This is a genomic window from Enterococcus sp. LJL98, from assembly GCF_054871745.1.
On sequence record NZ_JBTXLU010000012.1, the window covers coordinates 100,038 to 112,479 of the forward strand.

A 12,442-nucleotide genomic window follows, 5' to 3' on the forward strand; every position below is an offset into this window, starting at 1 on the left:
CCATGGAAGGAGTTGAAAAGAAGTGGATGATAATCAAATCTATCGGAGTTTATTCTTTGAAGAAGCCGACGACCATCTGGAGCAGTTAAATGATAACGTCCTAGCTTTGGAGAACCATCCGAATGACCTGAATTTATTAAATGAAATTTTCCGTTCAGCCCATACCTTAAAAGGGATGGCTGCAACCATGGGCTATGACGTGATGACGGAATTAACCCACAAAATGGAAAATATTTTAGAAGAATTTAAAACAGGGGCCTTACAAATTAACAGCGAATATATTTCCTTGATTTTTAGCTGTTTGGACCGCTTATCCATTTTAGTGGAAGATTTACGGGCCGATAAAGAATTGCAAATGGCTCAAATCGCGGACGTCTTAGTGGAACTGGAAAAAGTAGAAAACCATGCCGGGATTGAAGTGCCCTCAGCCTTAGAAACACAGACGGAGGTAGGCGCCTTACAAGTGTCCTTTGCCCAGCTGGAGGAATCCGACCTTTTTGTGATTGACCAAGCAGAAGAAAGCGGACATACGGCTTATAGTGTCGCTGTTCGTTTGGAAAAAGAGTCGATGCTCAAAGGACCACGCGTCTTTCTCGTGATGGAAAAACTCGAACAAAGCGGGGATATCTTACATACCGAACCGCCAATGGAATTATTAGAAGAGGGCGAATTTGATACCGATTTTCAGCTTGTTTACTTAACTGAAAACAGTTTGGAAGAGGTCCAAGAAAACATTCTAAGCAATAGTGAAATTGAAGCGATTGTCGTGGAAGCATTTGATGAAGCGCGTCATCGACAAGTTAAAAACGAAGCGACTTTTGAACAAGTTGCAACAACTGAACCCAACAAGCAAGAAACGCAAAAGGTCGTGTCACAAGCGACGCATCAAAACAATCAATCGATTCGGGTCGATTTGTCGCGCTTAGATTTATTCTTAAACTTAGTCTCAGAATTAGTCGTCTATCGTAACCAACTAGAAGACGTCAGCAACCGCGAAAATATCAATGAAATTAAAGATTCATTGGAACAAGTTTCGCGCTTAACTTCTGAATTGCAAGATTTAGTTTTAAAAATCCGTATGCAACAAGTCAACGTCGTCTTTAGTCGTTTTCCAAGAATGGTACGTGACTTGTCAAATGAACTCGGCAAAGAGATCGACCTCGTCATTACTGGGGAGGACACAGAACTCGATAAAACCGTTGTTTCTGAATTAAGTGATCCACTGGTCCATTTAATTCGGAATTCACTCGATCATGGCATCGAAAGGCCTGATGTTCGAGAAGCAGCTGGCAAAGACCGTACAGGGACGGTTCGTTTGACTGCTTTTCAAGAAGGAAACCAAGTAATTATTACGATTGAAGACGATGGAAAAGGCTTAAATCCGGAAATCTTAAAAGCAAGTGCCGAGAAAAAAGGCATTGAAACAGCCAATCTAACCGATGAAGAAATCCAGCGCTTGATTTTCCATCCCGGGTTTTCAACTGCTGCAGAAGTCACAAATATTTCCGGTCGAGGCGTTGGAATGGACGCGGTACAAGCGAAAATCACCTCCTTGGGCGGCACGATTGACCTAAAAAGTGAAGTTGGTGCAGGCACCCTCTTTACCATTCGTTTGCCATTAACGCTCTCGATTATCGACGCCTTAATGGTGCAAGTGGCCGAGGATACGTTTGCCATTCCACTCGATGTCGTGGAACGGGTTGTTTTAATGAAGGAAGAAGAAATCGTCCAAACTTTAAATAAGGAAGTCTATTCCTTCCAAGGAAGCATGATTCCAGTCATCCGGATGAACAAAATGTTAGCCATCAATGAAGCGGTGATGGATCGCTACTACGGAATTATTGTCAACATCGATCAAAAATACTACAGCATTTTAGCCGATCGTCTGATTGGGCAACAAGAAGTCGTCATCAAAAAGATTGATGGCATGCTGCAACAAACGCGTAAATATCAAGGCGCAACCATTTTAGGGGACGGCTCGATTGCCTTGATTTTAGATGTCAATGCGATTTGTAGTGACCAAAGGAGTCTATAATGAATTTTACAGCGTTAGAAATTGACGGGTTGAAAGAAGTCATCAATATTGGTGGCGGCAATGCAGCAACCAGCATTTCAAGATTGGTGAATCGCCGCATCGACATGCGTGTGCCAGAAGTGGAGATTTTAAGTTACGAAGCGATGTATGAACAAGTCATGGAAGATTCAGAAGAAGTCTATGCCGTGATTAGCCAAATCTTAGGCGACGTGCGCGGTGTTTTTCTTTTCGTCTTATCCGATGAGACGGCCAAACGAATGACGGAATTTATGATTGGGGCAAAAAATGCCAGCGACGAAGTGACGCATTCCGCAGTCATGGAAATGACGAACATCGTTTCGAACTCCTTCTTAAATGCGATTGGTACTCTCTTAGAGCAACAACTGATTTCTTCCTTACCCGTGATGCAATACGATTATTTCGGGGCAGTCATCAGCAGTACCTACATGGCTTTAGAGCAATACGATGAGCAAGTCTTGATTATTCGCAATGAATTTTTCTATGATGAAGAACGCTTAGATGCTTCATTGTTTTTTATCCCAGAGATGGGTGTTACGAAAAAAATATTAACAGCTTTAGGAATTTGAAAGGGGAACACCACCAATGTCAAAAAAAATCTTAATCGTCGATGATGCGGTCTTTATGCGAATGAAATTAAAGGATATTTTAGAAAAAAATGGCTATACCGTTGTCGGGGAAGCAGAAAACGGCAAAGAAGCATTTGAAAAATACCAAGCCTTGGCTCCAGACCTTGTGACAATGGATATCACGATGCCAGAAGTCGATGGGTTAGAAGCTTTAAAAATGATTAAAGCCCACGACGCTGCAGCCAAAGTCGTGATGTGTAGTGCCATGGGACAACAAGGGATGGTAATGGACGCGATTCGTGCCGGTGCGCTTGACTTTATCGTCAAACCATTTGATACCGATCGGGTCATTAAGGCTGTTGATAAAGTATTAGCTTAAACAGAGGAGACGTGTTAAAATGCAAATGATTCTCTTTAAAATGAACGATCGCTACTATTTGATTTCAGCAGAGACAGTCGAAGAAGTCATTGATACGACGCACATGACGCGAGTTCCCCTTGCACCAAAATGGGTGGAAGGACTCATTAATTTGCGTGGTACCATCTTAACGGTCGTCAACTTGGCAGAGTTGATTGGATTGCCAAGACCAGATGAACATAAAAATATTTTTATTATGAAAAACGAAGAGGAACTTCGAGGTCTCCTAGTGGAAGAAGTCATAGAAGTGATTGATATCCAGCCAGAAGATTTGGAGTTACGAGAAGACAACGACCAGGATTATTATTCGGGCATTGTTTCTTTCCCTGACAAAGTAGCGAATGTGATTGATGTCAATCATTTGATTTTTGAGTAAATGGAGGTGTCATTGTGGATCAAGTATTATCGCAACAAGAAATCGATCGCCTCTTGAACGCCATGAATAGTGGTGAAATTGATGAAGAGGTTGCGGTCGAGGATAACGAGGGATCAAAGATAAAAAATTACGATTTCCGTCGACCAACAAAACTATCAAAAGAATACATTAACACCTTACATATGATTTTTGAAGATTTCTCAAAAATGGGGAGTGGAGTCTTGTCTACCCAACTAAGAACCAACGTGCAAATGCAGCTCGTTGCGATTGAACAAATTAGTTACGACGAGTTCATTCACTCCATCCCGAAATTTACCCTCTTAGGGCTGTTTCGTTCCCAACCATTAAATGGCATTCAAATGCTTGAGATGAACCCACAATTATGTATGTTGTTAGTGGAACTTTTATGTGGCGGCCTAGACATTCGTCAAGCGCGGAAAGTCGAAGAAGATTTTTCAGAAAAGAAAAGCTTCACCGACATCGAATTGGCCGTGCTCGAAGCGGTCGTAGAAAACTTAACGGAAGTTTACCAACACGTTTGGAAAGATATCACTGAATTAAATACCGTCGTCGATGGTTTGGATACCAACCCTCAGTTGTTGCAAAATATGTCTCCCAATGAACCCGTTGTACTCGCAACGTTCACGGTGAAAATTTTAGAAATTACAACGTTTGTGAACCTCTGTATTCCTTATGTTTTCTTTGAAGGCATCATCGACAAGTTAAGTTTTCGCAACTGGTTTGACACCAATAAAACAACGAATAATGAAGACACCGATGAAATCCAAAAAAGCATTAAGAGCGTTTATTTAGATTTAGAAGTTTTCTTAGGAAGCGCACAAATGAGTCTATCAGATTTCCTTCACTTAGCACCAGGGGATGTCGTGAAACTCGATCGTAAGACGACAGAACCCTTAGTTACTTATATAGAAGGCAAGCCTTTCTATCGAGTAAAACCAGGGCGCAAAGACTCACATCTCGCTGTTGAATTAATTGATAAAATAGAAGGAGACGAAGACGAATGAGTGGAAGTTTATCACAAGCAGACATCGACGCAATGTTAAGAGGAGCAGGAGACTTGTCCGCTCCTGCGCCTAGCAGCAGCCTCGATGAGCAAACAAAACAAGACATTATAGGAGAAGTCGGCAATATTTCAATGTCTCAAGCCGCAACGACACTTTCTGCGATCTTAAATCGCCGTGTGAGTATTACGACACCTCGCGTAAACAAAGTCAAATTCCGGGTGATTTTAGAAGAAATGATTGCTCCCAAAGTAGCGGCAACCGTTAGCTATAAAGCGGGGATTAGTGGGACGAACTTAATGTTATTAGAAGTCAGTGATGCCATTATTATTGCTGATTTAATGATGGGTGGCAATGGAGCACCGGAAAGCCAGCAATTTACCGAGCTGGAATTAAGTGCCGTAGCAGAAGCGATGAATCAAATGATTGGCTCCGCTTCGACCTCAATGGCGACCATGTTTAATCGAATGGTCGACATTCTACCACCCGATGTCAAGCTTTGGGAACAAGGCACAGAAATTGATTACGGCGGCCTCAAAGCAGACGATGACATTTATTGTATTTCATTTAACTTGGACGTCGAAGGTGTGATTGAAAGTGAAATCATGCAAATCTTTACCGAAGCAGTCGTGGTAGATGTGACGCAAGCGATGTTAAACGACAAAGCCGAAGACGTACGCGTGCCGGAACCGACGCCAGTTGCACCGGAACCGGTTGTCGTACAACCAAGTGTTGTCGCACCTGAGCCAACACCGATTGCGACGAACATCCCAGAACCAGTCAAACCAAGTGTCTCAGTGAGCCCTGCAGCTTTTCAACCCTTAACTGGTGGCGGCTCCTCAGAAGGAGACAATCTGGACTTGATTTTAGATGTTCCCCTTGATTTAAGCGTCGTTTTAGGAAAAAGTCGCAAATCAATTAAGGAAATTTTAGCCTTAAATACCGGTTCCGTTGTTGAACTCGATAAACTAACCGAAGAACCACTAGAAATCTTAGTCAACGGCAAGCTGATTGCTACCGGAGAAGTCGTGGTCATCAACGAAAGCTTCGGGGTACGTATTACCAATATCCTGTCACAAAAACAACGACTACATAACTTGCATTAAGCCAAGGCGAGAGGACTGTGACAAAAGTCATGGTCCTTTCAGTCTAGCTAGCATTTTTTCTTTTGATTCGTGACATGAGAAAAAAATTAAACACAAAGGTTTAACTTTTTTCTGATTTCACCGATAATATCAAGTACAGAGGAAAAAGCAGAGGAGGGATTTTTATGAAAATCAATCAAAATTACGGAAAATATCAAAAAGAAATGTATCCACAAGTACCCAATCATGAATTAGCGAAAGCCAAAGCCACTGAAAAACACAGTGACACGCCAACGGTTAAGCTATCTGAAACAGCCCAAAAAATTCGTCAAACGAATACAAACGAAACGAAAAATGCCCAAAAAATTGCGGAAATTAAAAAGGCCATCCAAGAAGGCACTTATCAAGTTTCCGCGAAAGAAATTGCAGAAAATATGTGGCGAGGAATGAAAGAAAAATAGATGAATGAAGCGAAATTCGACAGTCAATTGCAGCGGTTTTTGCAATTGCTAAAAAAAGAAAGAAAAGCCTTGATAAACAACCAGCCGGAAAAATTAGAAGCGATCGTCGAGCAAAAAGCCGCCTATGTTTCGGTCTTTGATGACTATCAAGGCTCGATTTCTGAACGAACGAAAGCACTCATTTTGGCCATTCAAGCGCAACAAGAAGAAAATCTTTTGTTAACGGAGCAAGCAATTAGCTACCAAAACATGTTGATGGCCGCGGTCAAGCAAACGATGAAAACCACCCCGCACACGACGTATTCAAAGCAGCAGGCTAATACGGACAAGCAAGCGCCAACAACCATGATTAATACAGAATTTTAGGAGAAGAAGATGACTGGATTATTTGGATCACTCGGAACAGCCACTCGTGGAATGAATGCCAATCAAACGGCATTACAAACGAGCGGTCATAACATTGCTAACATTAATACGGATGGCTACTCACGTCAAAGAGTCCGCATGCAAACCGAACAACCTTATTTAATGGCAGGTGTCGGCACCATCGGCATGGGTGTCCGGACGACAGGGGTCGATCGGATTGTCGATAATTTTATTCGCACCCAAAGCCAAGGTGCTTATTCAAAATACCGCTTTTTTGAACAAAAGGCCAACGCACTCGGCCAGTTAGAACAATACATGAATGAGCCATCAGAAACCGGTGTCATTCATCAGCTATCCGTCATGCATGACTCGTGGGCCAAGCTAGGCAGTAATCCTGAACTAGGGACGTCCAAAACCTTAGTCGTTGAAAATAGCAGTAGTTTTGCCGATATGGTGAATCAGACCACGAATCAAATCAATCAATTGAAAAATGAAATGGTTGATAGCATCGAAAAAGATGTGCTCGATTTAAATGAAAAATTAAAAGAACTCGACATTTTAAACGGTCAAATCTATGATTTGGCTAGTCAAAATACAGTGCCAAATGATTTACTTGACCGCCGGGACTCCCTATTAAAAGACCTTTCCGGGTTAGCAGAGATTCACTCTGAATTTGACATGTATGGCCGTGTTTCTTCCTTAAAAATTGGAGGCAAAGCAACAGGGACAGAAGTGTTAACCATTGGCGAACGCAAAGAAATTAGTGTCGTGACCGGCAGCGAAGACCCAAGTCAGACGATTTCACTCGGTGGCAATGCCCAAAAGAAAAGTGAAATTGCTGGGGAAAAGTTACCTTTAGGCACGATTGTGATTGCCGATACTTCGACCAATCCTGCGACCGTCGAGACTATTGAAGTCAAACAAGGAGAAATTGGTGGCTATCAAGAAGCGACCAAAGAAGTCACCGCACGTTTAGCCGAATTACAGACCTTTATCCAAAGTGTCGCGGATACCTTGAATCAAACTTATCGAGCAGAAGCGGGCGAAGATTTCTTTACCTTTACCACTGAAGGTAAGTTGGAAGTCAACCCCAATTTACGTGAGAATCCAACCAATTTAATCGTTGGAAAGGCAGATGCTAACGGTGTCCGTCAACCAGGAGATGGGTCATTAGCGACCGCCATCGGTCAACTTTTCAATCAAAAAGATGGCGATCATTTGACCTTTGCAGATCGTTACAACAGCATCGTTACAAAAAATGGCATTTCAAAGCAACAAGCGGATAACACAGCCGATGCCCAATTAACCGTTTTAAACCAATTAGAATATAAAAATGAATCCGTATCTGGTGTCAATATTAACGAGGAAGTTTCAGATGTGATGCGCTTTTCGCAAGCCTTTCAAGCCAACGCGCGGGTCTTGCAAACCATTTCTGAAATGCTAGATACACTGATTAATCGAACAGGAGTGTAAGCGAGATGCGTGTTTCCAGTAACGTGACTTATAATGATTTTATTAAAAACCTCAACCGAAACGCGGTGAAGGTCCAAAAATCATTGAATCAATTAGCGAGTTTAAAAGAAGTTAGTCAATCGTCTGACAATCCTTTGCTGGTTTCAAAAATCATCAACTTAAACGTTTCATTAGGCCAAAATGCAACCTATGCTCAAGAAATCAAGGACAGTATTTCTTGGAGCAATACGCAAGATAGTGCCTTAGGAAGTGTTGGAGAGTCGATGAACCGTATTCGGACATTGATTCAAGCTTCAGGAACGGCGACGGCAGGCAAAGAGGAAGTCAATGCCAATAAAAATGAAATTCAACAAGAAATTCGTTCGATTGTCGACGCCTTAAATACCAACTTTGATGGCCGTTACGTCTTTGCCGGTCAAGCGACTGACAAAGCCCCCTACTCCGTGAAAGAAAACGCGGCAGGGGAAGTGATTGGCATTGAATATCACGGCACAGCGGATCAGTTACCAAGAGAAATCTCAGATGGTGTTTCGATTGGCCTCGTCACCGATGGTAGTAAAATGATGACGGCAAAGGGCGAAGGTTTAAGTGACTTTTTTGAAAAAGTCATGACGGCTTTAGACACGGATGATAAAGAAGCCTTGTCCGGTGATTTAATTGGTGACTTAGATCAATTTAGTAGCAACTTTGTCGATACGCGGACCCAGATTGGGGCAGTCACCAATCGTTTGAAATCGGCAGAAGCACGGAACGAAGCAGAGAAGATTGATTTAAGTCAGTCCTTATCGGATCGTCAAGACGTGGATATTGCCGAAAAATACATGCAGTACCAAAACCAAATGTTAGCTTATCAAACAACGATGGCCATGGGAACCAAAATTATGCAAACCACCATTTTAGATTACGTTCGCTAAACCAAAAAAGGTTAAGGGAAAAGGAGGAACCCTTTTTCCTTAACCTTTTTTATTAAAATGAAGAAAAAGAGGTGAAAAAATTGAATGAATTATCAAAAATTCCCCCCGTCCAACTGCCAATCACGACGATTGCCAGTAACATCACCCAAACGCCGCAAACACCTTTGGATCAAAAGGTAGCCTTGACCAAACAGGAAAAAGCCGTCGTAGCCAAACGCAAAAAAACGAAAAAAGACCAAGTCGCCATTAACGAGCAGCACTGGACACGCTTAAACGAACGCCGTGAAATTGAAGTTTTACGCGATTTGCAAATTGTCGTCCTTTTTAGCCAACTCCTCCAACAAGGATTGTGGCACTTGCAAGAAGGAATGGCCCCTATTCTTGCCCAATTGTCTGAGAAGGCTCGAAAAAAAGCGTCCGTTCGTCAGAGCTTAACTGCGGAGTACCAGGCAATGTTAAGGCAAGTCCAACAAAAGAATCAACCGATTGAAAAACAATTAACCTTCATTGTCGAAAAAGGCGCGCATTTGATTGAAACTCACCAAGGTTATTGGCAGATTAAAAATCGCCAACGCACCTTTCCCGTTCAAATGATGCTCGCCACCTTTTTGACCGAATTTGCCACCGTGACCTTTCCCGAAACGGCAGCCGCTGAGAAAAAACTCGCTCAAAAAGCCGAAGAACTGTTAGAAATGCAAGCGCATGTTACTTCGGAAAAACAAAAAGTCCATGCCAAACAAGCCCTTTTCGAACAACAAAGGCGCCAATTTACGGCCGCCGAAACCCAACGAAAAGCCCAGCAAGAAAAATGCCTCTATTGGGAACGCCTACTGGAAAGCAAAGCGATTGAACAGGCCCATATCCAAAAGAAAGTCCAACAAATGGCCCTCGTCCATCCCTTAAAACGTAAGCAACAGGAATACCAGGCCTACGTCTTACGCGACCAAGTCATTCAAAAAGAGCTGACGGCCGCCGCCTTAGAAGTCAAAAAAGCCAATGGCATTTACCGTGCGCTTGAAAATCAAGCCAAACATACGCAAAAAATCAAGCAAGACACCCAAAAACAAGTGACGAACTTGGAGGCAGCTTTAAGTCAATTGCAAGAAAACTATCAACAAGCTGCTCAAAAAGAACTAGCTTTACTTCAAACCGTTCAAGCGGAATTTCAAAGCGCGTATGACAACTTACAAACAAGAATAACTCAATATGTCACCGATCTTCATAACGAGCAGACCAAAACCAATCAATTAGAACAATATTACCGCCAGCAACTCGAGTCCGCTCTAGCGACCCTAAAGCAAAAAATCAAACATGCCCCCCAACCCTTTGCCCAAAAAGTTCGAGCAAGTCTCCAACAAGAACTCCTAGACGAACAAAGCGCCACCATATTGACCCAAGCCAACGCCGAATCTTCCAAGGTTCAGCAACTCCTTGAAGAAAAATAAAAAGCAGATCCCATTCGCCGATTAAACTTCTCGTCCCTTCTACCGATAGATTGGTTAGAGGGTCACCCTTACAAGAAAAATTAGGAGGTAACACACAATGAGAATTAATACAAACGTATCTGCAATGAATACTTACGGTCGTTTAACGAACGCTAACGCATCAAAAAGTGGATCATTAGCAAAATTATCATCAGGTTTACGTATCAACAAAGCGGGCGACGACGCAGCAGGACTATCGATTTCAGAGAAAATGAAATCACAAATCGGTGGCTTGAAACAAGCAACACGTAACGCCCAAGATGGGATTTCTTTAATCCAAACGGCTGAGGGTGCTTTAAACGAAACCCATGCAATTTTAGGTCGTATGCGTGATCTAGCCGTTCAAGGAGCAAATGGTACTTTAAGCCATGATGACCGTGCAGCCTTAAATAAAGAATTTGGGGCATTATCGAATGAAATTACGCGTATTGCTGAGGAAACAGAATTTAATACTAAAACCTTATTGGATAGTGATGGAGCAGAGTTTGTTTTCCAGATTGGTGCAAATAATAATCAAACAATGAAAATTACGATTGATGACATGAGTGCTGGATCATTAGGCTTAGATGAAAATGTTTCTTTGGTCGCTGATGAAGCGACAGTTAACGCAGCTGTAGCTGGTTTAAAAACAGCTTATGAGGACTACGACCAAGACTCAGGAGCAAAATCGATTTCTGCTAAGGAAGCAACAATACCAGGATTGGAGCAAACTTATAATGATGCAACAGATCCAGGAGATAAGGCTGATGCATTAGAGGCCTTGAACAAAGCTAAAGGAGAATTAGAAACACTAAAAAAAGAGCGAGCAACAGCTTTTAAGGCATATGAAGACGGATTCGCTAAAGCTGCGGATGCTCCAGGACGTGAAGCATCAGATGCTGCAATCAGTAAGATTGATGATGCAATTAAGACTGTTTCTGAACAACGCTCAAGCTTAGGGGCGGCGCAAAACCGTTTAGGTCATACAATCAAAAACTTAACTACCACTCAAGAAAACTTAACGGAAGCAAACTCACGCATCCGTGACGTCGATATGGCAGAAGAAATGATGGAATTCACGAAGAACAACATCCTTTCTCAAGCAGCAACTTCAATGCTTTCTCAAGCAAATGCAATGCCAAACAGCGTTTTAGGTTTATTACAAGGGTAATCATAACTTTTGAACTCGACAGTCATGTCGAGTTTTTTCTTTTTGAAAAACTTAAATGATTCAAATACTTTCCGATAAGTAAGAGTAGAGGGTCACCCTTACAAGAAAAATTAGGAGGTAACACACAATGAGAATTAATACAAACGTATCTGCAATGAATACTTACGGTCGTTTAACGAACGCTAACGCATCAAAAAGTGGTTCATTAGCGAAATTATCATCAGGTTTACGTATTAACAAAGCCGGAGACGACGCAGCAGGACTATCGATTTCAGAGAAAATGAAATCACAAATCGGTGGCTTGAAACAAGCAACACGTAACGCCCAAGATGGGATTTCTTTAATCCAAACGGCTGAGGGTGCTTTAAACGAAACCCATGCAATTTTAGGTCGTATGCGTGATCTAGCCGTTCAAGGCGCAAATGGTACTTTAAGCCGTGATGACAGTGCAGCCTTAAATAAAGAATTTGCGGCATTGTCGGATGAAGTGACGCGTATTGCTGAGAAAACAGAATTTAATACAAAAACCTTATTAGATAAAGACGAAACAAAATTTACTTTCCAAATTGGTGCGAATAATAATCAAACCATGGAAATTGAGATCAACAGTATGAAGGCCGCTGACTTAGGAGTTGACAAAGGAACCGTTCAATTAGCACTGGCTGGTGATACAGAAGTAATTCCTGGAACTTTAAAAGCGGATGGAGATATTGATACTACGGGAATCTCTTTAGCAGACGCGAAGACAGCACTTGAAAATGCAAATAAGATGGATAAAGATACTGAAGCTGAGATTAAACTTCGTGATGCTGCAATAAAACTAGCTCAGACAAACTTAAATACAGTCGAAAAGGGTTATGCGGAGAAAAGTCGTGAAGCATCAGATGCTGCAATCAGTAAGATTGATGATGCAATTAAGACTGTTTCTGAACAACGCTCAAGCTTAGGTGCGGCGCAAAACCGTTTAGGTCATACAATCAAAAATTTAACTACCACTCAAGAAAACTTAACGGAAGCAAATTCACGCATCCGTGACGTGGATATGGCAGAAGAAATGATGGAATTTACGAA

At 42.0% G+C, this 12,442-nt stretch carries 13 protein-coding genes; all 13 read left to right on the forward strand.

Going from position 1 to position 12,442, the window contains the following annotated elements; translation table 11 throughout:
• Positions 1-22 precede the first annotated feature (22 nt).
• Positions 23-2,035 carry a chemotaxis protein CheW gene (locus ACYSNO_RS10330; protein WP_461731007.1) on the forward strand — a complete coding sequence of 671 codons (2,013 nt, stop codon included), beginning with the start codon at positions 23-25 and terminating at the stop codon, positions 2,033-2,035.
• Entirely contained in the window at positions 2,035-2,622 is a 588-nt protein-coding gene (locus tag ACYSNO_RS10335) for a chemotaxis protein CheC (RefSeq protein WP_461731008.1), read from the forward strand. Before ACYSNO_RS10330 ends, ACYSNO_RS10335 begins: the two co-directional genes overlap by 1 nt.
• A gap of 16 nt (positions 2,623-2,638) precedes the next feature.
• Positions 2,639-3,001: a response regulator gene (locus ACYSNO_RS10340; RefSeq protein WP_461731009.1), complete on the forward strand. Its 363-nt coding sequence runs from the start codon at positions 2,639-2,641 to the stop codon at positions 2,999-3,001.
• Between the two features lie 19 nt (positions 3,002-3,020).
• On the forward strand, positions 3,021-3,416 hold the full coding sequence (locus ACYSNO_RS10345; protein WP_461731010.1) for a chemotaxis protein CheW: 396 nt from the start codon (positions 3,021-3,023) through the stop codon (positions 3,414-3,416).
• Positions 3,417-3,430: 14 nt separating this feature from the next.
• On the forward strand, positions 3,431-4,441 hold the full coding sequence (gene fliM / locus ACYSNO_RS10350; RefSeq protein WP_461731011.1) for a flagellar motor switch protein FliM: 1,011 nt from the start codon (positions 3,431-3,433) through the stop codon (positions 4,439-4,441).
• Positions 4,438-5,544 carry a flagellar motor switch phosphatase FliY gene (gene fliY, locus ACYSNO_RS10355; RefSeq protein WP_461731012.1) on the forward strand — a complete coding sequence of 369 codons (1,107 nt, stop codon included), beginning with the start codon at positions 4,438-4,440 and terminating at the stop codon, positions 5,542-5,544. Before fliM ends, fliY begins: the two co-directional genes overlap by 4 nt.
• A gap of 164 nt (positions 5,545-5,708) precedes the next feature.
• Positions 5,709-5,984 (forward strand): flagellar biosynthesis anti-sigma factor FlgM, encoded by a 276-nt coding sequence (flgM, locus tag ACYSNO_RS10360; protein WP_461731013.1) that lies wholly within the window; start codon positions 5,709-5,711, stop codon positions 5,982-5,984.
• Positions 5,985-6,350 carry a hypothetical protein gene (locus tag ACYSNO_RS10365; protein ID WP_461731014.1) on the forward strand — a complete coding sequence of 122 codons (366 nt, stop codon included), beginning with the start codon at positions 5,985-5,987 and terminating at the stop codon, positions 6,348-6,350.
• A 9-nt stretch (positions 6,351-6,359) separates the two neighbouring features.
• Positions 6,360-7,823 carry a flagellar hook-associated protein FlgK gene (flgK, locus tag ACYSNO_RS10370; RefSeq protein WP_461731015.1) on the forward strand — a complete coding sequence of 488 codons (1,464 nt, stop codon included), beginning with the start codon at positions 6,360-6,362 and terminating at the stop codon, positions 7,821-7,823.
• A gap of 5 nt (positions 7,824-7,828) precedes the next feature.
• Positions 7,829-8,737: a flagellin N-terminal helical domain-containing protein gene (locus tag ACYSNO_RS10375; RefSeq protein ID WP_461731016.1), complete on the forward strand. Its 909-nt coding sequence runs from the start codon at positions 7,829-7,831 to the stop codon at positions 8,735-8,737.
• A gap of 80 nt (positions 8,738-8,817) precedes the next feature.
• Complete coding sequence (locus ACYSNO_RS10380) at positions 8,818-10,182, forward strand: hypothetical protein (protein ID WP_461731017.1); 1,365 nt, start codon at positions 8,818-8,820, stop codon at positions 10,180-10,182.
• 97 nt (positions 10,183-10,279) lie between these two features.
• On the forward strand, positions 10,280-11,371 hold the full coding sequence (locus tag ACYSNO_RS10385; RefSeq protein WP_461731018.1) for a flagellin N-terminal helical domain-containing protein: 1,092 nt from the start codon (positions 10,280-10,282) through the stop codon (positions 11,369-11,371).
• 127 nt (positions 11,372-11,498) lie between these two features.
• Positions 11,499-12,442, forward strand: a 944-nt coding sequence (locus ACYSNO_RS10390; RefSeq protein ID WP_461731019.1) for a flagellin N-terminal helical domain-containing protein, incomplete at its 3' end; no start/stop codon positions are given.

Bases quoted from the DNA above. Each gene is read 5' to 3' on its own strand.
- ACYSNO_RS10335 (WP_461731008.1), top strand. From the start codon at position 2,035: ATGAATTTTACAGCGTTAGAAATTGACGGGTTGAAAGAAGTCATCAAT.
- ACYSNO_RS10340 (WP_461731009.1), top strand. From the start codon at position 2,639: ATGTCAAAAAAAATCTTAATCGTCGATGATGCGGTCTTTATGCGAATG.
- ACYSNO_RS10345 (WP_461731010.1), top strand. From the start codon at position 3,021: ATGCAAATGATTCTCTTTAAAATGAACGATCGCTACTATTTGATTTCA.
- fliY (WP_461731012.1), top strand. From the start codon at position 4,438: ATGAGTGGAAGTTTATCACAAGCAGACATCGACGCAATGTTAAGAGGA.
- flgM (WP_461731013.1), top strand. From the start codon at position 5,709: ATGAAAATCAATCAAAATTACGGAAAATATCAAAAAGAAATGTATCCA.
- ACYSNO_RS10365 (WP_461731014.1), top strand. From the start codon at position 5,985: ATGAATGAAGCGAAATTCGACAGTCAATTGCAGCGGTTTTTGCAATTG.
- flgK (WP_461731015.1), top strand. From the start codon at position 6,360: ATGACTGGATTATTTGGATCACTCGGAACAGCCACTCGTGGAATGAAT.
- ACYSNO_RS10375 (WP_461731016.1), top strand. From the start codon at position 7,829: ATGCGTGTTTCCAGTAACGTGACTTATAATGATTTTATTAAAAACCTC.
- ACYSNO_RS10385 (WP_461731018.1), top strand. From the start codon at position 10,280: ATGAGAATTAATACAAACGTATCTGCAATGAATACTTACGGTCGTTTA.